The sequence below is a fragment of the Halobacillus sp. ABH2_015 genome (assembly GCF_056158945.1).
Map to the genome: position 1 here is coordinate 766,366 of NZ_JBSWUG010000002.1, position 20,808 is coordinate 787,173.

Consider the following 20,808-nt stretch of genomic DNA (forward strand, 5'->3'; position numbering starts at 1 on the left):
GCAGGGGCTTTTTTTATGAGAAAACCTAGTAGAAGGGATCAGAAATAAGAGAAAAGATAGGCGGAAATAACAAATAATCGATACATATCCCAATATGTTTCATCCATTCACGTGGACCTGCATACGATAGAGTAATACTCGATTAGGAGGGAATAACATGGATGAAGAGACGAGTTTTGTAATCGCCGAAGACGACTGGTCCCTCCATCGGAAAGGCTACGACGATCAGCGTCGACACCAGGAAAAAGTCAAAGATGCCATGAGCAAGCAGCTGCCTGATTTGATAACCGAAGAAAACATTGTCATGTCCAATGGAAAGCGTGTCGTGAAGATTCCTATACGGTCATTAGATGAATATAAAATCCGCTACAATTATGAGAAGAATAAGCATGCGGGACAAGGAGAGGGAGACAGCGAAATTGGCGATGTGGTGGCCCAGGCCCCGCAGCCCGCTAAAGGGAAGCCCGGCGATGGAGACGGCGCCGGTGACCAGGCGGGAGACGATTATTATGAGGCAGAGGTATCGCTGGCTGAATTGGAAGAGGCTTTATTCAAAGAGCTGACCCTTCCTAATCTCGATGAGAAAGAAAAAGACAATATCCTTCATACCGATATTGAATTCAGCGATATTCGTAAAACCGGGTTGACCGGCAATATCGATAAGAAGAGGACAATGCTTGAAGCCTACAAGCGGAATGCGCTTCGCGGGGAACCCTCTTTCGCACCGATTTACCCGGAGGACATCCGCTACAAGACGTGGAATGAGAAGACCAAGCCGGAGTCCAAAGCGGTCGTCATTGCCATGATGGATACCAGTGGGTCGATGGGGCAGTGGGAAAAATACATGGCCAGAAGTTTCTTTTTCTGGATGACCCGCTTCCTGAACCGAAACTATGAAACGGTGGATATTGAATTTGTCGCCCACCATACGCAGGCGAAAGTCGTCAGCGAGGAGGATTTCTTTTCGAAAGGGGAAAGCGGCGGAACCATCTGCTCATCTGCTTACAGGAAAGCGCTGGAGCTCATTGAGACGAAATATTCACCGGAACGCTACAACATCTATCCGTTCCACTTTTCTGATGGTGACAACCTGACCTCTGATAATAAACGATGTCTCGGTTTAATTGAACAGCTGATTGAAGTTTCACAGATGTTCGGGTACGGGGAAGTGAATCAGTATAACCGTTCCTCCAGCTTGATGCAGGCTTATAAATCCATCGAACATGATAAGTTCCGTTATTACATCCTACGCAGAAAAGCCGACGTTTTTCATTCGATGAAGCATTTCTTCAGCGAGCAGGTCGAGGAAATGTTCACGTAGCTGACATAAAAAGGGTGTCGAGAGAGTTCTCGGCCCCTTTTTTGTGCGAAAGGTTTACAAGTACACAGGAAAGGAAACTCCTTGATATAATGAGAAGGGTCATCCTACATACAAGGAGTTCATTCTATGATTCAGGAAATTCTGCAGTCAAATCAATTCATTATGCTGATGGCGCTTCTGCTCATTGTCAGCATCATCGTTACGAAATTCTCTTCCCGGCTCGGGGTTCCGTCTCTCGTGTTGTTTATTCTTGTCGGAATGATGGTCGGCAACGAGGGTCTGGGGTTCATTGACTTTGACAATCCGGAAATCGCCCAGCTTGTCGGTGTCATTGCTTTGATTATCATTCTGTTTGAAGGTGGAATGCTGACCAAGTGGAAAGATATTCGTCCTGTCCTCGCCCCTTCGTTGACGCTTGCGACCGTCGGAGTCGTACTGACGACAGGTATCGTTGCAGTTGCAGCGAAATATTTCCTTCATATCGGCTGGGTGGAGGCGATGCTCGTCGGAGCGATCGTCGGTTCTACAGATGCTGCAGCCGTCTTTGCTGTACTGAAAGGGAAAAATGTAGACGGAAAGCTGGAGGCCACCCTGGAAGCCGAATCAGGGACGAATGATCCAATGGCCGTGTTTTTGACGATCAGCTTCATTCAACTGCTGACGGTTGATGAAGTCAACATGTTCGGATTGGTTGGTTCCTTCTTCTGGCAGATGGGGGCAGGGGTCGTGGTTGGTGCTGCGATCGGCTGGGGGGCGAGTTTCGCCTTAAACCGAATCAACCTCGATTCCAGCGGGCTTTATCCCCTTTTTGCGCTTGGTTTTGCGTTTCTTTCCTACGGGGCGAGCTCGCTTCTGCAAGCCAGTGGACTTCTTGCCGTCTATGTCACTGCGGTGATCATCGGAAATGCGGAACTTGCCTACCGTTATTCAATCCTTCGATTCCATGAAGGCTTCGGCTGGATGGCACAGATTCTGATGTTCATCATCCTTGGGTTGTTCGTCACTCCGTCAGAGGTGTTTACGTGGTCTGTCATGGCGAGCGGATTATTGATTGCCGGGGTGCTTATTTTTATTGCCAGGCCGGCAGCGGCTTTTTTGAGTCTATCCGGGTTTTCGTTTACATGGAGGGAAAAAGTGTTTCTATCCTGGGCGGGTGTCCGGGGAGCGGTTCCGATCGTCCTCGCAATTTTCCCGATGCTTGCCGACATCGAAAACAGCCAGGTGATCTTCAACGTCGTTTTCTTCACGGTTCTGACTTCAGCGCTCATCCAGGGGTCCTCGATTACTTGGATGGCAGACCGGTTCAAACTGGTTTCCGACAAGCTTGGCAACCCGATTCATTCATTGGAACTGATTTCAATTGGAAAAGCGAATGTGGAGATGATTGAGTTTGAGGTAACTCCGAGGAATGTCGTCGTCGGGCAGAAGCTTGAGGAAATGGAACTGCCGGACAGGGCATTGATTAATGCCATTATCCGTAAGGGTGATGTGATTACACCATACGGACAGACGGAAATAAAAGCAGGGGATACGTTATACATTCTGGTTTCCAGAAAAAACAAGAAAGAAGTCAAGAAAGTTCTTGAAGCCGTTAAGGATCACGGACACCACGAGAAAAGCCGAGCTTAAACAGCTCGGCTTTTCTCGTAGCAGCTATGATATTTTGGGCGTTTCTTTATGATATGAAGAATACAGTCTTTATTATAGGTAACAAATGCTGATTTGTAAACCTTTTCTAATAAAAACGTGATCATTTTACTAGAAAATATTAGTGAAAGCGGGAAGCAATTGTGTGTTCGACAAAGTTCCTATACAATAAGAATCACCAAGGAGGGATGTACGGTGAAGAAACGTATAGGTTTTATCGGCTGCGGTCAGATGGGCCAGGCCATGATTCAGGGCATGATTGATGCAGGGGTCGTGGAACCGGGGGATATCGCTGCGACCGCTTTGTCTGATGAAACGATCGATTTTGTGGCCGATGAGTACGGCATACATATTTCCAATGATAATAAGAAACTGGCAGGAGAAAGCGACCTGCTGTTTCTGGCCGTGAAGCCATATGTGTACAGAGGTGTGATTGAGGAAATCCGTGAAGAGGTTTCCGAGGATACGGTGGTCATTACGGTTGCAGCCGGTATTACGCTTCAATCGATGGAAGAGGCTTTTGATAAAAATGTCAAAGTCATCCGATCCATGCCGAACACCCCATCGCTGGTTGGTGCAGGTATGAGTGCGCTCTGTCCCAATGCTTTTGTGACACAGGAAGATCTGGCCGAAGTGCTCGAGCTGTATGAAAGCTTTGGGGAAGCGGAAGTCATTGAAGAGAAACTCATGGATGCTGTGCCGGCGGTCAGTGGTTCTTCCCCGGCTTTTGTATACATGCTGATTGAAGCGATGGCGGATGCCGCTGTCCAGCAGGGCTTTCCGAGGGACAAGGCTTATAAAATGGTTGCCCAGACGGTCGAGGGGGCTGCGAAGATGGTCAAGGAAACAGGCAGACATCCGGCAGAATTGAAGGATGCCGTCTGCACGCCCGGAGGCACGACGATTTCCGGTGTAACCAAGCTGGAGGAAGCTGGGTTCAGGAAGGCCATTATTCAAGGGATGACGGCTACGACAGAAAAGTCAAAAGCCTTATCCCAAGGGAGAAAATAACAGAAAGCCGGGCCCCGGATGCCGGGCTTTCTGTTTGTTTGAAACGAATGGGCTCGCATATCCGTACAGATAGTACAGGAGGTGGACGTATGAATAATCAGCCGGCTCAACGTATTTCTAAGCGGGCTTTAACGCTATGGCGCATATACGGCGTCATACACAGCTTCATTCTATTACTCATAACAACGGCTTTAACCGTTACGGTGTTCCTCTGGGAATGGCCGTGGTGGTTGGCGGCTGGAGGAGGAGGGCTGGTCGTTCTGGATGCCGTTCTGTTCATCTGGCTGGTGCCAGGGCTGAGATGGAAACGCTGGCGCTATGAAGTCAGTGAGCAGAACATCGATCTGCAGCACGGCATTTTCATCATTACCCGCACACTGGTACCGATGGTCCGGGTTCAGCACGTAGATACGGAGCAGGGACCGCTGCTACGGAAATTCCGACTTTCCACCATCAGCATATCGACAGCGGCGACGATACATAAAATACCAGCGCTCGATGAAGACGAGGCGGAGCGTCTGCGCCAGTCGATTTCCTCTCTGGCAAGGGTGGCTGAGGATGATGTTTGAACCGCGGAAGCTCCACCCTATTTCTGCATTGATCAATTTCGTTAAAACCCTGAAAGATGCGGCTTTTCCATTGATTGTCGTTATTTTTATTAACGGCAGCCCGTTCAGTGGAGAATGGAACTGGGTGCCGCTCGCCATTTGGGGAGGTCTGCTGGTAATCGTGCTTGGTTCAGGAGTCATCCGCTGGCTGCGGTTTTCTTATTGGATGGAAGATGGAGAACTGCGTATTGAATATGGGTTGATTTTCAGGAAGAAACGCTACATTCCTGTGGAGAGGATTCAAAGCCTTGATTTTTCGGAAGGAATTTTCCACCGCCCGTTGAAATTAGTAAAAATTTCTGTGGAAACGGCGGGGGCGACCGGTACACAAGGAGCGGAGGCTGAATTGACAGCCATTACCCGCGAAGAAGCCAAAGAGCTTGAAACGCTCATTTTTCAGCAGAAGCGGGCGGCCCAGGAAGAAGAAAGCGTGGAGGAAGATACCGGGGAACAACCGGTGGAACCGCCAAGACAGAAAGTGTTCGGCATGACCATGAAGGATCTTGTCCTTATGGCCGTCACTTCCGGAGGGGCGGGGGTGGTCATTTCCGGTGTGGCCGTGTTCTTTTCCCAGTTCATGGACATTCTTCCTGTCGGGGCCATTTATGAAGAACTGTTGGACTGGATTCAGGTCGGTGTATTGATGGTGGCTGTTACTGTCCTCTTTGTTCTTTTGATCGCTTATGGGATATCGATCCTCCTTACGATCATGCGCTATGCCTATTTCTCTGTCTACCTGGAGGAAGAGGATCTGATCATTACCCGGGGATGGCTGGAGAAAAAGCAGATGACTATCCCGCTTAACCGGATTCAAGGGGTGCGGATTGATGAGAACCTGATCCGCCAGCCCCTGGGGTATGCATCGGTCACGATCATCAGTGCCGGTGGTTCCGTACTGCAGAACGATGAGCATCAGTTGAAACTGCTTCCGATGATCCGGAAAAAGGAAATCGAAGGAGTTCTCCAGATGATTCTCGAAGATTATCAGGTTGTTGGTGATTTCAAGCAGCCACCAGCCAGATCGAAATACCGTTACATGATCCGGCAGTCATGGCTCGGGGTGGCGGCCGCCGTTCCGGTCAGCATATACTTTTATCCTTACGGGTTGCTGGCTGTTCCAGCTGTCCTGGGGCTTGCGGGTTTCGGCCTGCTTGCCTATAAAGATGCGGGGTGGGCCATCCATGGTACCCAGTTGAGCCTGCGGTCAAGGAATATTATCAAGCAGACCTACTTGATGAAGCGATTCCGTATCCAGGCCGCATCCAAGAAGCAGACACTGCTGCAGAAGCGTGCCGGTCTTTCTACGATTCAGGTGACACTCACCTCTGGTGGAGGTGGAGCTGTGGCGCGCTGCTACTACCTGGAGGAAAAAGAAACCGATTCGGTGCTGGACTGGTATATAGACGCTGTGGCCAATCAAAAACCAGTGGAAAAGTAATTTTTCCGCTGGTTTTTTTCTGTTTACAATAAAAACACGAACATTAATAAATTACAGTTGATTTTTGTTCGCTTTACTATTACTATAAGAGACGTCCTATTCTTAAGTGAAAGATTGGTGTTAACATTGATGAATAAATTATTTCGTTTGGATGAAAACCAAACCACTATAAAAACTGAAATACTTGCCGGCATTACGACCTTTCTGACGATGGTCTACATTGTCGTTGTAAACCCTGCGATTCTATCCGGAGCAGGTGTTCCGTTCGGCCAGGTGTTTATGGCGACGATCATCGCTGCTGTCACAGGGACGCTGATTATGTCCTTTGCAGCCAACTACCCGATTGCCATCGCCCCCGGGATGGGATTGAACGCCTATTTTGTTACAGAAGTGGTCCAGCAGGATGTCAGCTATTCGGTCATCTTCGGATCCGTTTTTGTTGCTGGTATTCTTTTCGTTATCTTAAGTTTAACAAGTCTTCGTAAAACGTTGATTATGGCCATTCCGCCATCCTTGAAATATGGCATAACATCCGGAATCGGTCTGTTCATTGCGTTTCTTGGACTTCGCATGTCCGGCATTATTGTTGAGAGTGATACAACGCTTGTCACTCTTGGAGACATGACATCTCCAGGGGTACTGCTGACCGTCTTTGGTCTTATGGTTACGCTCGGCTTGATTGCAAGGAACGTCACCGGCGGATTATTTATCGGCATGTTCATTACCGGCCTTGTTGGATTTTTCACCGGTCAGCTTGAACTGAATGGTTTTGTTGATACACCACCAGCTCCGGTTTTCTGGGATATGGATATTGGAGCGGTGTTCAGCAACGGCCTTTATACTGTGATTTTTGCATTTTTACTCGTGACTATTTTTGATACGACAGGGACGATGATCGGTGTGGCCGAGCAGGCCGGATTCATCCGCAAGGACGGAAGTCTTCCGAGAGCCCGCGCGGCTTTAATGGCAGATGCTTCTGCTACGACGGTCGGCGCTGTGTTCGGAACGAGTCCTTCATCCGCATACATTGAATCTTCTTCTGGTGTAGCGGCAGGAGGACGAACAGGATTGACGACCATGGTTGTCGCCGGCCTGTTCCTTCTCTCGATGTTCTTTGCACCTGTCGTAGGGGCGGTTTCCGGCCTTCCTGCGATTACCGCTCCTGTGTTGATCATCGTCGGCTGCTTTATGATGGAGGGGCTGGCAAAAGTCAACTGGGGGTCCTTTGATGATGCTTTCCCGGCTTTCATCATCATCCTCACCATGCCGCTTACCTCAAGTATTGCAACAGGGATTGCTTTCGGATTCATTACGTATCCGATTTTGAAACTGGTCGTCGGTAAAGGAAAGCAAGTCCACTGGATGCTTTACATGTTTGCGATCATCTTCATACTGCAGATGGCCTTCTTCCCCGGCCATTGATCCTGAACCTGCGTGCCCTTAAAAAGGCACGCAGGTTTTTTTATGTTCTTTCGGGTATATTTTCCTTTCCGTTTGGAAGATTAAGGACAGGTGATGCCCATGGGTTTCTTGAAACGGCTGTTCTTTGGAGATCATAAAAAACTCCAGGACAGGGATTTGGCGCACGACCATAATAGTCAAAAGCAGCCAAGTTCTAAAAAATTATCCGAGAATGTGGAATATCTCTTAAGTAATTTCCATAAGTCCAATGATTTGAAAATCCGTGTTCTAAATGAAGGGAATGCCGCTTTACTGTATTTCGAATCACTGGCAGAACAGGAAAAGGTGTTTGAAAAGATCTTTGCTCCTGTTGAAAAAGGTCATATCGATGAAATTTCCAAGTTGAGGAATGCCCGTATTGCAGAGGATCTTGAGGAAGTGATTACGAACCTGCTGGGCGGTCAGGCGGCTTATATGGAGGATGGCTCTAATAAGGTTCATCTTTTTGATGTGACGTCCTCCTTTAATCGGACACCGGAAGAGCCGCAGAACGAGCGGGTCATTCGTGGGGCGCACGACGGATTCATCGAAAATATCATGGTGAACATCAACCTGATTCGAAAAAGGATCGAAAATCGGAACTTAACCGTGAAATACATCAAGATTGGCTCCTATACCAATACAAATGTCGCCATCCTTTATATGGACGGCATCGCAGATCCTACCTTGGTTCAGGAGGTGGAAAGAAGGATCAGCTCTATTGATACGGATATGGTGCACAGTCCCGGGCTGATCGAAGAATACATCGAGGATCAAACGAATACGCCATTTCCACAGATGCTGCATACCGAAAGACCGGACAGGGTGGTCGCCAACTTAATGGAAGGCCGTGTGGCGATCATGGCAGAGGGCACCCCGACCACGCTTATTGCGCCATCAACGTTTTTTACGTTTTATCAGGCTTCTGATGATTACAACATGCGTTGGTTTACCGGAACATTCATCCGCCTTGTCCGTCTTTTCAGTTTTATAGTAGCCGTCGGTCTTCCAGCGTTTTATATCGCCATTGTCGGCTTCCACTTTGAGGTCATTCCGGATGAATTGATCATTCCTATCAAGGCTTCCATCAATGAAATTGCCTATCCCCCAATTATCGAAGCGCTGGTCATGGTCGTGATCATCGAATTGATCCGGGAGGCTGGTGTGCGGCTGCCGGCCCCGGTTGGGCAGACGATTGGTATTGTAGGAGGTCTCGTGATTGGCGATGCGGTGGTCCGGGCAGGGCTCGTTTCCAACTTGATGGTTATTGTTGTTGCGTTGACGGCAATTTCTTCCTTTGTGGTGCCCTCGAATGAATTGAGTACGGCGCTCCGTCTCCTTACATTTCCGTTAATTATCCTTGCCGGGACGATGGGCTTTGTCGGGATTGTGTTTGGAATGCTCATTATTATCATCCATTTGACAAAGCTGCAGTCTTTCGGTGTCCCGTACCTGGCTCCCGTAGCACCGCTCAGTTTTGTGGATCTTAAGGATACGTTTGTCCGTCTTCCGATGTTCATGATGAAAACAAGGCCGAAAGACTCACATGCGGTTAAGCCTGACGCATTGAATCCAGTGAGGAAGTGGAAGCTCAGTGACCAGCAAGGATCAAAACCAAACCAGAAGCCGGATGGGGCAGAAGCCTCTTCACAAAAACAATCCGATTGATGATCATAAAATTTCCAGACGCCAGTTTTTCTTTATCATTATCCAAACCCAGATTGGTGTAGGTGTGCTAAGTGTGCCATTTGAACTGCACAGTGCCGCCAGGCAGGATGGGTGGATCTCTCTGCTCATTGGAGCGTCGATCCTTCCTTTGGTTCTGCTGGCCATCTGGGGGACAGTAAAAAATTTCCCGGATGACTCTTTGTTTCAGATTAGCGAAAAAATCTTCTTCAAATGGGGAGGAAGGGCGTTAACTCTCGGTTATGTCCTCTATTTTGTCAGCGTAGGGACCTTGATTATCATCCTGTATGGAAGGATGATCAGTCTTTGGGTGCTTCCCAGTACGCCGCTGTGGATCATAGCTTTTCTTATGATTGTGGTCTGCTGCTATTTGATTTCCGGCGGACTCCTTGTCATGGGGAGGGTTTACACGATGGTTTCTGTTCTCATTCTTATTCTATTCGGAGTGATTATCTACTCGGCGAAAGAGATGAATATCGTATACCTTTTCCCGATGCTTGAGAATGGCTGGGGGAGAGTTTTGAAGGGTGTAAACGAAGCGCTTTTTTCTTTTTTAGGATACATCGTGTCGCTGTTCATCTATTCCAAGGTTATGGGTACTCATAAACAGAAACTGAGAGTCATGCTGTATGCCCACTGTTTTGTGTTTTTTTTCTATTTCATTATCGTATTTGTCAGCTTTACGTACTTCAGCACAAAGGAAATCACTCTGGTACCAGAGCCTATTTTGTATATGCTGAAGGCATTTGAACTTCCGATTATAGCGAGACTGGACTTGTTTTTCATTTCGATATGGGTGGTGAACGTGGCTACGACTTTCGGCACGTACTTGTATATGGCCAGTCTTGGAGTGAGTCACCTCTGTCCAATCTGTACGAAAACGACAGCATCCATCCTTGTCAGTGTAATCGTGCTTGCTTTGACTCTCTATGTCGGATATGACATGGACAAGACCAATCAGCTCGATCAAATCGTTCTCTATCTTGGCTATATTTTTTCTCTGTCGGTCCCCTTGATCATGCTGCCACTGTCCTACTTAAGAAAACAACGTTTCATGGAGGAAAGGTGATATGAGAAAGGCTGTATTGATTCTTGCTTCATTAATTATTTTGACAGGCTGCTGGGATGAGCGTCAGTTCAAAAACATCAGCCTTGTTCTGTCCATGGGATTTGATGTGGGGGAGGAGCAAGCCATCAAGCAGACGGTTTCCATCCCTACTGTTACACGCAGTTCGGAAGGTCCGGGGCAGGAATTCATCAATGTTCTTTCTACAGAAGCCCATACACCGAGGGAAGCCAGAGATAAAATTGATATGATGATCTCCGATAACTTCGATCCTTCCAAGGTAAGGGTGATCGTTTTTGGAGAGGAGCTGGCCAAGGAAGGAATATTTCCAGTCCTGGATGATATGTACAGGGATCCGAAAAGTAACTTGAATGCTTATATGGCTGTTGTAGAGAAAGGGACAGCAGAAGAGATTACCCGGCTGAGGGCGACTGGAGAAACGAGAATCAGTGAATATCTCGGGGGGATGCTGGAAACAGCGGCCTCTTCTACGCATACGACGGGGGAAAATCTACAGTTGTTATGTGCGGAGCTGATTGAACCAGGCATTGATTTTTCAGTACCGCTCATTCAGCTGGATGAGCAAAATGGAGCGATCAACTTCAGTGGTATGGGGTTGTTCCATGAAAGAACGTACACAGGAGAAAAAATTTCAGCGGAGCAGTCTACGCTCTATATGCTGCTTCAGGGGAAAAGGGGGAAAATTGCCCGCTTAACCGAGAAGGTTCCCGGGGAAAATGATGAAATTACCAGTTATGTGACCGTTGAAGTGAATAAGATGAAAAGGGACATGAAACTGACCGTCGACGACGCAGTCAAGGCTGATATTTATTTGAATCTGCAGTTGAAAGTAGTGGAATATCCTTCCGATCACCTTTACGTGAAAGGGAAAATCAAAATGCTGGAGAAGGAGCTCACCGACGTGCTCACAAAAGAGTCCGAGAAGATTCTCACTACGCTTCAAGAGGCCAACAGCGACGTATTCGGCATTGGACGACGAGTGAAAGCCTATCATCCTGATTATTGGAAGAAGGTGGAGTGGAGTGAGGAATTTCCTAAGATCGAAATCGTTCCTCACTTTGACATCAAAATCATTGAGCATGGCATAATGAATTAGAATCAGAAGAATTTTTAGAGATTTTTCTTTTTCATGAAACCTTTTTGAGGTGAGTGTCGTCTGTAGAGTAGAACTATTTTTGGAGGAAGTCCGTTTGCCAGTCACAAAAGGAACATTCGTTTTACTCATGTGCGCCGGAATCGTTCTCAGCTCCTGCATGCCGACGGACCTGCCAAGTGGATATTATGCGTATGACAGGGAAGAGGCTTCCGGATTCGCTCAGTCTTTGAAATTTCAGCCTGAGCTTCCACGCTTTATTCCTTTCCAGTCTGCCAGCATGATAACGGAAGAAAATGAAATCACTTTTCTTTCCGCGCAGAATGATGTGTTAACGCTCCAAGTTTTCCCCGGCAATCCTTCGTTTCCAATGATGGATCCGGTGATGCTGGAGATTCCAGGCAAGGGGAAAGCCGCGTATGTGAACAACCGGTTTGCCCAGAAGCTTTCATGGACAAAGAACGGCATCGCTTATCTGCTTGTGTACCGCATGGCTGCCGTTCGTGATGAAACGAATGAACAGAGTGTGACACGTCAGCACCTGGTTGAAGTGGCTCACTCGTTTCATTAATAAATTGGTTTATACCTCCCCTATGGTATAATACATGTGCACCTGCCGCTTGACCAACGGCAGGTGTTTTTTTGCTTTCCTTTTTATACATAAATTCCCTTTTTTACTCCAGACTACAACGATAAAACAGGAGGGAATAATCGTCTGAAAAAATGGATCGGTACAGCTGTTCTGCTGATCGTACTGCTGTTCTCAATGAGTACTGAAATCATTTATGCCCAGACGGATACGTAAACGGTTAAACGTGGAGATACCCTTTGGAAAATCTCGCGGAAGTACAAAATCGGTCTTTCGGAAATTATCAATGGCAGCCCTCAATTCAACAATCCGGAAATCATCGATGGACAGCGCCGGTCATAGGAAGAACATTCCGGACCCCTATTGACCCAGAACGGCGTGGGTTATGCAGAGGGTGGAAGTTACGGCTATTCCTGGACGCAGGTGTTCATTACTAAATAGGGCAGGCATTGGAGGAGGTGCCCGTGTGCCTTCTCCAATGCCTGTCCTTTACATGGTGGTGTATTCTTATTATGATAGAATAAGTTTATGATAACGATTATCATTTGTGGGAGGATTATTATGAAAAAATATTGGAGTTACATAGCGCTCCTCTTCCTTGTACTTCTGCTTGCCGCGTGTGGCAGTGAGGATGAAGGAGAGCAGCAGGAAAGCTCAAATGGGGAAGACTCCAGTGGGCAGGAAACACGGGTGATTGAACATGAAATGGGAGAGACGGAAATCAGCGGTCAGCCTGAAAAAGTCGTTGCGCTGGAGTTTTCTTTTGTTGATAATCTGGCGTCTCTCGGTGTATCACCTGTCGGAATTGCCGACGATAATGATGAGGAGCGGATCATAGAACCGATCCGCGGGAAAATCGATGACTATACGTCTGTCGGTACGCGGAAGCAGCCTTCTCTTGAAGTGATCAGTTCACTTCAGCCGGACTTGATCATTGCGGACATGCAGCGGCATAAGGATATTTACGATCAATTGTCTGAGATTGCTCCAACGATCATTCTTCCTTCACTGGCCGCCGATTACGATGGCATCATCGACAGCTTCCAAACAGTATCGACCGCTATGGGTATGGAAGATAAAGGAGAAGAAGTGCTGGCAGACCATAAAGAAAAGATGGAGGAACTGCGCAGCCAGGTGCCTGAGGACGAAGACCGGACTGTTCTGCCGGCGGTAGTTGCGGACAGCGGCTACTTTGCTCACAATATGGAGTCCTACACCGGTTCACTCCTTGAGTCGATCGGTTTGAAGAATGCAATCCAAAGCGGCGATGACCGCTACAACAAAATCAACCTGGAACAGCTTGTAGAGTTTGACCCTGACGTCATGTTCCATATGTCCTCAGGAGATCAAACGGTTGTTACGGAATGGGAAGGCAGCGACTTGTACCAGGATATATCCGCTGTGAAAAATGGAGAAGTCCATGAAGTGGATCGCAACATGTGGTCACGTTTCCGTGGATTGATTTCTTCAGAGAAAATTTTAGAAGATGCCGTTCAGTATCTTTATGAGGGTCAGTAAGTAAAAAGCGGAGGGATGCCTCCGCTTTTTTTATGTAAGGATGCAGGAGAGAGGAGGATGTTGTGTGAATCAAACCTTACACCGTTTTAAAACAGGAACGGTCATCGTAGTGGGAATCTTTTTGCTGCTGGCCAGTTTTACGGCCAGTTTAAGTATTGGAGCTTATGCGATCTCATTTTCAGAGGTATTGAGCCTCCTGTTTTCCCCTGATGGCAGTAAAGCCTCTTCCATCATAGACACCATCCGTCTGCCGCGTGCCGTGACGGGCATTGTGATCGGGATGTGTCTCGCTGCTGCAGGAGCCATCATGCAGGCGATTACTAATAATCCGCTGGCGTCTCCGCAGGTCTTCGGAGTAAACGCCGGGGCGTCCCTGATGGTCGTGATTGGCGTCGTCCTTTTTCCGGGATTAGGAGCTGGGACGCTTGTTTACGGCGCATTTTTAGGGGCGGCAGCCGGCGGCGCTGCTGTGTATTATATGGCTTCCACAGGAGGAGGAATGACTCCTGTAAAGCTCGCTTTATCCGGCATTACCATCCACCTTCTGCTTTCATCCATGATTGAGGGCATTGTTTTGTTTCATGAAACATCGACAGAAGATGTATTATTCTGGCTTGCCGGAGGGATTGACGGACGGACGTGGACAGATGTAAACCTGCTTCTTCCCTGGGCCGCTGCCGGCTTAGCGGGGGCAGGTCTACTTGGCAAACCGCTGACGACACTCGGTCTTGGTGATGATGTGGCTCAAGGGCTTGGGCAGAAAATCGGGTGGATCCGGGGAGGAGCGGCTCTCCTGGTCGTTGTCCTTGCAGGTATATCCGTAGCTGTAGCTGGTCCAATCGGATTTATTGGATTGATCATTCCGAATATTATCCGCAAACTTCTTGGTCCTGATTACCGAATCCTGCTGCCTGTATCTGCGCTTTATGGAGCCGTACTGCTGACGTCTGCAGACGTGCTCTCCCGATTTATTTCCTATCCAGGGGAGGCACCGGTGGGGATCGTTACCGCACTCATAGGTGCTCCGTTCTTTTTATATCTCGCCGGCAGAGGAGGTCGTAACGGATGAAGCCGTTGATTCGAACACCAAAAAGATGGCTCGGGATGCTGTTATTCCTATTGATAGGGGTGACGTATCTATCCATAGGGGCAGGAGCCGTATTTATCGGCCCGGCTGGTATCTTTGAATATATCATTGGAGAAGATGCGGCAGGGCAGGCTTATATTATTGAAAACTTCCGTATCCCACGTATTGTGGTCGGCTTGTTAGCCGGAACAGGGCTCGGGTTATCCGGGGCCATTCTTCAAGGTGTCATCAGAAATCCGCTTGCCTCGCCTGATGTAATCGGAATTACGAAAGGCGCAGGACTGGCCGCTGCCGCTGTAATTCTGTTGTACCCGGGCCTGCCGGTACTGGCGCTTCCGGCCGCGGCATTTTCAGGAGCCGCCCTCGTGATGCTTGGTCTGTATGTATTTGCTTTCAGGCGGGGTGTCCAGCCGGCAACCCTTGCTTTAATCGGGATTGCTCTCGGGGCGGTGTGTCAGGCAGGCATTCAATTTCTTACCATCAAATTCCCTTTGGAAACGAACGCAGCGCTCGTCTGGCTTACGGGCAGCGTGTGGGGGAAGGATTGGACGGACGTCCAGATGCTCGTTCCGTTTATTCTGATCGGCGCGCCTGCTGCATGGCTGTTGTCCAGGAAGCTGGATGTCCTGAACTTAGGCGATGATGTAGCTGAAGGGTTGGGGGAACCGGTCCAAAAAGCGAGACTGTCTCTTCTTGCTCTGGCTGTTGTTCTGGCAGGGGCGTCTGTGGCTGTAGTCGGAACCCTTGGTTTTGTCGGGTTGATTGCTCCTCATATTGCCAGGCAGATGGTTGGGAACAGGCATGTGTATCTGCTTCCGGCCTCCGCCTTAACGGGAGCCCTTCTTCTTGTGACGGCAGACAGTCTGGGGAGGGGATTGTTTCCTCCTACAGAGGTCCCAGCCGGGATATTTACAGCTGTTATAGGAGCCCCTTATTTTCTATTTTTGTTAAGAAAAATACAAAAATCCTAAAAAATGGTTTATTTACTTTTTTTGATAGAAGGGATAAATTTTAAGAATATGCGACATATTACACAACAGAACGACAATAATAGCAGAAATGTATTATATTTCATACAAATAAACCTTGCATGACGTCTGACAACCTGATAAAATCCATAGTGGAATTACTAGATGTAAGCATTTTCATTTCAGCTTTTTTGTCAAAAATAGAGGGGGAGGACTTTTCATGGATATTCTATTAGGAATTCTTGCAGTTGCCGTCATTATTGGAATCGCTTTTCTAATGTCCAATGACCGCAAAAACATCAATTTTAAGGGCATTGGAATCATGCTCGCTGTTCAGCTGCTGATTACGTGGTTCATGTTCAATACCAAAATCGGTGAGGCGATCATCACCGGTATTTCCTGGGGCTTTAACAAGCTTATCGCCTTTGGTACAGAAGGTGTGAACTTTGTGCTTGGTGGTGTAGAGGTTGGAGAAGGCGGCGTGTTCTTCTTTAACGTACTGCTTCTTATTATTTTCTTCGCTACTATTTTGTCTGTTCTTACGTATTTGAAGATACTTCCGTTTATTATTAAGTATCTCGGCTGGGGACTTTCCAAAATTACCGGTCTTCCGAAGGTCGAATCATTCAACGCGGTCAACAGTATTTTCTTCGGTCAGTCTGAAGCGTTGATTGCGATTAAATCACAGTTCCACAATCTGAATGACAACCGTCTTTATATTGTCAGTGCGTCTGCGATGGGTTCTGTGTCGGCTTCAATCGTAGGAGCTTATCTGAATATGCTCCCAGATGAATATATCCTTGTTGCACTGCCGTTAAACATGTTTAGTGCTTTGATTGTCGCTTCCTTGATTGCACCTGTCCGAGTGTCCAAGGAAGAAGATAAAGTAGACATCCAGGATGTTTCCAATGCAAAGAGTTTCTTCGAAGCTATGGGTAACGGTGCCCTTGACGGCGGTAAAATCGCCTTGATCGTTGCCGCTATGCTGATTGCCTTCATTGCCTCCCTTGAATTGGTTAACGCAATGTTCGGGGCGTTGTTCAGCGGATTTACATTGCAGCAGCTGCTTGGATATATCATTGCCCCAATCGGCCTGTTGATGGGTATTCCTGCAGCAGAGGTTCTGGATGCCGGAGCGATTATGGGAACGAAAATCGTGACCAACGAATTCGTAGCCATGCTTGAATTCCAATCTATGCTTGATGGTGTATCTGCGAAAACCGCTGGTATCGTGACGGTCTTCCTTACAAGTTTCGCCAATTTCTCCTCCATCGGAATCATTGCTGGTACCGTCCAGGGAATCGATCCGGAAAAAGGCGGCCGCGTATCAGGCTTCGGTTTGAAGCTTTTGATCGGGGCGACGCTTGGATCTATGCTTTCTGCAACAATTGCCGGTCTTTTCTTGTAATCGTATAAAAAGTCTGAATGGATGCTTCCATTCAGGCTTTTTTTTATCATTAAAACCGCCGGCGGTCGTTTCACGAATCAATCGATCATGGGATCGGGTGTTATAGGGGAATATTGTTATTAAGGTAAAAGAACGTACAAAGTGCATTTGAATTATATTAGGATATTTTTTGTTTGTGTGTTATGTTGAGCTGTGTCTTTTTAATTGGACATGACTCAACCCTATAGAAAGGAAGGACGCATCCATGTTTACGCTCAGTGATCTTCCGATGTTTTTCGTAAACTTTTTTCTGATTCTGCCGCTGGTTACCCTTATTCATGAAGCCGGGCACGTATGGACAGCACGATTATTTGGGGGAAAGATAAAATTCTGTCTCGGCACAGGAGAGACGCTCTTTCACATTGGACCTCTGGAAGTGAAAAAGAAATACTTCATGGAAGGCTGGTGCCAGTATGACTCTCTGACCTACAACAAAACGTGGGCGCATGTCGTCATCTACCTGGCCGGCAGTGGTTTCAATTTGATGGTTATTCTGCTCATCAATTACTTCATCACCATTGATGTCCTGCCTTCCACGTTGTTTTTTTACCAGTATGCTTATTTCTCCATCTACTTCATATTTTTCTCTTTATTCCCTTACCGCAATGATAATGGTAAACCGAGTGATGGCATGGCCGTTTACGATGTCCTCCGTTATGGAAAGGCGAAAGACCCGATTGATTAACGGAACCTGTCATGTCTGCCCCATCATAGAACCTCCAGTTTCTTCAAGGAGACGTTTACGGATATTTTATTGAGGAAATAAACAGGTATAGACATTTAAGATAAGGGAGAGATGACCGTGGAAACCTATCAACTGTTCATAAATGGGGAATGGATCAAAACCGGTGAAACACAGGAAGTCCTTAATAAATATACACAGGAAACCTATGCACATGTGGCTAAAGCTTCTGAAAAAGAGGTCGATCAAGCTGTTGAGGCTGCATCCGTTGCGTACCGGAATAACCAGCTTTCCCCTTACGAACGTTATCAAGTGCTGAAGCGGGTCAGTGAACTTCTGCAGGAAAATAAGGAAGACTTAGCCGCGACGATTACCCACGAAGCTGGAAAGCCGTTGAAGCAGGCGCGCTCAGAAATCGATCGTGCGACCCAGACGTTTGAACTTTCCGCTGAAGAAGCGAAACGCATACATGGGGAAGGGGTCCCGGTTGAAGCAGCACCTGGATCGGAAAACCGCATGGCCTTTACGATTAAAGTTCCAGTCGGCGTCGTTGGTGCCATCAGTCCATTCAATTTTCCGATCAACCTCGTCGCTCACAAAATTGCCCCTGCTATTGCCGCAGGGAATGCAGTGGTATTAAAACCGGCGAGTAAAACGCCGATTTCCGCTCTGAAACTGGCTGGTTTGTTTGAACAGGCGGGACTTCCGAAAGGGCTGCTCAACGTCGTTGTAGGTTCGGGATCAACGGTCGGTAATCAGATGATGCAGGACTCCCGCATCAACCTCTATACGTTTACAGGAAGCGCAGAAGTAGGCTTGAAGCTGAAGCAGAACACAGGATTGAACAAACTGGTGCTCGAACTTGGTAACAATTCGCCTGTAATCGTTGATAAAGAAGCGGACGTAGAGGCAGCAGCGGAAAATATTGCCGCTAAAAGCTTTGCCTTCGCCGGACAGGTGTGCATCTCGGTGCAGCGGATTTATGTTCACGATGATGTGAAAGACGCTTTTCAGGACAAGTTCATCCAGGCGATTGAATCTCTGAAGGTCGGCGATCCGAATGATCCGGAAACGGACGTAGGTCCGATGATCAGTGAGGATGAAGCCGAGCGTGCCGGTCAGTGGATCCAGGAAGCGAAGGAAGCAGGAGCGGAAGTGGTTTATGGAGGGGAACGCGAAGGTGCTCTTCTGAAACCGACCATCCTTACCAACGTGACCGGCGATATGAAGGTGGTTTGTGAAGAAATCTTCGCCCCAGTAGTCACCATTCAAACGTTCTCTGACATAAAAGCCTGTATCGAAGACGTCAACACGTCAAGCTATGGTCTGCAGGGAGGAATCTTCACCCAGAATGTAGACACGGCTTTCTATGCGGCCAGAAACGTGGAGGTTGGAGGATTCATGATTAATGATTCTTCTCAATACCGCGTGGATCTGATGCCTTATGGCGGTGTGAAGGACAGCGGATCCGGCAAGGAAGGTCCGAAGTATGCGATGGAGGATATGACAGAAGAACGTCTCGTGGTTATGAACTTAAAATCATACTAAGACGCCTGAATATTAAAAGCGATTCTACACGACTTTTGTCAAACAAGGATCATTTGAAGGAATCGTTTTTCGTTAAGTTAGAATGGCTGTATTAGAATCCATTTTTCACATCATTCTTGGTGAAAAAGAAAAAATTTCTTCGCTGCCCATCATTCAGGGAAGTCACGGGAAGCATCCACCGAAAAGCTGGATGTGACGGTTCGCACGAGTATAGTATTCCTTCAATATCTTGAGCCTCCTGTTCGTTTACAGGAGGCTCTATTTATTTACGAAGCTGTTTTCTCTGCAGCAGGACCATCCGGATAAACAGGGCTGCTGCTCCGGCTGTTAAACCGATGGTCAGACTCAGCCAGTAGCCGTAGGGGCCGAAAGCTGTATAATTGGCCAGCAGCCATCCACTCGGAAGCCCGATTCCCCAGTAGGAAACGAAGGCCATCACCAATGTAATATTCACATCCTTATATCCACGGAGGATGCCTTGAAGCGGGGCGCCGAATCCATCAGACAGCTGGAAAAATACCGCATAAATAATAAAGGTTTTTGTTAATTCCACGACAGCTTCATCAGAGCTGTATAACCTTGCTACACTGTCATCGAATACGTATAGGATGAGGCCGGCAATGACGCTCATACATACAGCGAGTCCGATGCCAAGGTAGGAATAGGTGCGGGCTTCCTTGTAACGTCCCGCCCCTGATTCAAATCCGACGACGATCGTCAAAGTGAAGGCAATGCTGAGCGGTACCATGTACAGAAACGAAGCGAAGTTGATCGCTGCCTGGTGCGCAGCGATCGTATTGGTGTCATATACCGTCATGAAGAAGGTCACCGCAGCAAAAATGCTCGTTTCAAAGAAAATCGCGAACCCGATGGGAACACCGATTTTCAGCTGATCTTTCCATTCACGCAGCGATGGCCGTTTCCATGCCTTGAAAATCTCATAGCGCCTCAATGGTCTTACCCGGTGGATGATCAGGACGAGGATAAGTAAAGACACCCAGTACGTCAGAGACGAAGCGGCCCCCGCCCCTACACCTCCAAGAGCAGGAGCGCCCCATTTCCCAAATATCAACATATAGTTGAATAAGAGATTGAGTGGGAGGGTCAGTAGAATGACCATCATGGAAAGTCTCGTCAGTCCGAGAGCATCGACAAAGGAACGAAGGATATTAAAGACGAATAATGGCACGATACCTGTTCCAAGGGCGACTAAATAATAACGGGCCACGCGGGCAACTTCAGGTTCGATATTCATGAGGGACAAGATGGGATCCAGCAGGAACCACCCGGTCCCCGCTACGACTACGGCCAGCAGGACAGCTAGATAGACCCCTTGTTTGACGGAAAAAGGTATCTCTTTTTCCCTCCCGGCGCCTTTTAATTGAGCGACAATCGGGGAAATCGCCATCAATATCCCGTTCAGACCTGTGAATACGGGTACCCAGATGCTTGAGCCGATCGCAACACCAGCGAGCTGATCTGGTCCTGCTCTGCCGGACATGACGGTGTCAAAGAAGTTCATGGCGTACATGCCGAGCTGGGTAATTAAAATAGGAAACAAAATGATTAGAAATAGTTTGATTTTCTCTTTTATTGTGTGAGTTTCATACATGGTGATCTCCCTTTTCTGTTACAATG

General features: G+C 47.7%; 17 protein-coding genes. 16 read left to right on the plus strand and 1 reads right to left on the minus strand.

The annotated features are described in order from the left end of the window. The first annotated feature begins 157 nt into the window (after positions 1-157). From yhbH to ACXAD6_RS03975, 16 genes are all read left to right on the plus strand, one after another. On the plus strand, positions 158-1,321 hold the full coding sequence (gene yhbH, locus ACXAD6_RS03900; protein WP_474967714.1) for a sporulation protein YhbH: 1,164 nt from the start codon (positions 158-160) through the stop codon (positions 1,319-1,321). A 126-nt stretch (positions 1,322-1,447) separates the two neighbouring features. Then, positions 1,448-2,950, plus strand: coding sequence for a potassium/proton antiporter (locus tag ACXAD6_RS03905; RefSeq protein ID WP_474967715.1), 1,503 nt, complete (start codon positions 1,448-1,450; stop codon positions 2,948-2,950). 213 nt (positions 2,951-3,163) lie between these two features. Next, entirely contained in the window at positions 3,164-3,979 is an 816-nt protein-coding gene (proC, locus tag ACXAD6_RS03910; protein WP_474967716.1) for a pyrroline-5-carboxylate reductase, read from the plus strand. An 89-nt stretch (positions 3,980-4,068) separates the two neighbouring features. Beyond that, positions 4,069-4,548, plus strand: coding sequence for a PH domain-containing protein (locus ACXAD6_RS03915; protein ID WP_474967717.1), 480 nt, complete (start codon positions 4,069-4,071; stop codon positions 4,546-4,548). Next, positions 4,538-6,025 carry a PH domain-containing protein gene (locus tag ACXAD6_RS03920; protein WP_474967718.1) on the plus strand — a complete coding sequence of 496 codons (1,488 nt, stop codon included), beginning with the start codon at positions 4,538-4,540 and terminating at the stop codon, positions 6,023-6,025. Before ACXAD6_RS03915 ends, ACXAD6_RS03920 begins: the two co-directional genes overlap by 11 nt. Before the next feature lie 129 nt (positions 6,026-6,154). After that, positions 6,155-7,447, plus strand: a complete 1,293-nt coding sequence (locus ACXAD6_RS03925) for an NCS2 family permease (protein WP_474967719.1) — start codon at positions 6,155-6,157, stop codon at positions 7,445-7,447. Between the two features lie 99 nt (positions 7,448-7,546). After that, positions 7,547-9,133 carry a spore germination protein gene (locus ACXAD6_RS03930; protein ID WP_474967720.1) on the plus strand — a complete coding sequence of 529 codons (1,587 nt, stop codon included), beginning with the start codon at positions 7,547-7,549 and terminating at the stop codon, positions 9,131-9,133. Then, positions 9,060-10,220, plus strand: coding sequence for a GerAB/ArcD/ProY family transporter (locus ACXAD6_RS03935; RefSeq protein ID WP_474967721.1), 1,161 nt, complete (start codon positions 9,060-9,062; stop codon positions 10,218-10,220). Before ACXAD6_RS03930 ends, ACXAD6_RS03935 begins: the two co-directional genes overlap by 74 nt. A 1-nt stretch (position 10,221) precedes the next feature. Then, positions 10,222-11,334 (plus strand): Ger(x)C family spore germination protein, encoded by a 1,113-nt coding sequence (locus tag ACXAD6_RS03940; protein WP_474967722.1) that lies wholly within the window; start codon positions 10,222-10,224, stop codon positions 11,332-11,334. 94 nt (positions 11,335-11,428) lie between these two features. Beyond that, positions 11,429-11,902 (plus strand): hypothetical protein, encoded by a 474-nt coding sequence (locus ACXAD6_RS03945; RefSeq protein ID WP_474967723.1) that lies wholly within the window; start codon positions 11,429-11,431, stop codon positions 11,900-11,902. Positions 11,903-12,481: 579 nt separating this feature from the next. Then, the gene (locus ACXAD6_RS03950) at positions 12,482-13,438 is read left to right on the plus strand and encodes an ABC transporter substrate-binding protein (RefSeq protein ID WP_474967724.1); all 957 of its coding nucleotides are present in this window, start codon (positions 12,482-12,484) and stop codon (positions 13,436-13,438) included. Between the two features lie 64 nt (positions 13,439-13,502). Beyond that, positions 13,503-14,507 carry a FecCD family ABC transporter permease gene (locus ACXAD6_RS03955; RefSeq protein WP_474967725.1) on the plus strand — a complete coding sequence of 335 codons (1,005 nt, stop codon included), beginning with the start codon at positions 13,503-13,505 and terminating at the stop codon, positions 14,505-14,507. After that, positions 14,504-15,496, plus strand: a complete 993-nt coding sequence (locus ACXAD6_RS03960) for a FecCD family ABC transporter permease (protein ID WP_474967726.1) — start codon at positions 14,504-14,506, stop codon at positions 15,494-15,496. Before ACXAD6_RS03955 ends, ACXAD6_RS03960 begins: the two co-directional genes overlap by 4 nt. A gap of 217 nt (positions 15,497-15,713) precedes the next feature. Next, positions 15,714-16,901: a NupC/NupG family nucleoside CNT transporter gene (locus ACXAD6_RS03965; protein WP_474967727.1), complete on the plus strand. Its 1,188-nt coding sequence runs from the start codon at positions 15,714-15,716 to the stop codon at positions 16,899-16,901. A 244-nt stretch (positions 16,902-17,145) separates the two neighbouring features. After that, positions 17,146-17,625: a site-2 protease family protein gene (locus ACXAD6_RS03970; protein ID WP_474967728.1), complete on the plus strand. Its 480-nt coding sequence runs from the start codon at positions 17,146-17,148 to the stop codon at positions 17,623-17,625. A gap of 111 nt (positions 17,626-17,736) precedes the next feature. After that, on the plus strand, positions 17,737-19,170 hold the full coding sequence (locus ACXAD6_RS03975; protein WP_474967729.1) for an aldehyde dehydrogenase family protein: 1,434 nt from the start codon (positions 17,737-17,739) through the stop codon (positions 19,168-19,170). A gap of 262 nt (positions 19,171-19,432) precedes the next feature. On the opposite strand, the gene ACXAD6_RS03980 is transcribed toward ACXAD6_RS03975, so the two are convergent. After that, entirely contained in the window at positions 19,433-20,782 is a 1,350-nt protein-coding gene (locus ACXAD6_RS03980) for an MATE family efflux transporter (protein ID WP_474967730.1), read from the minus strand. Positions 20,783-20,808: the final 26 nt, after the last annotated feature.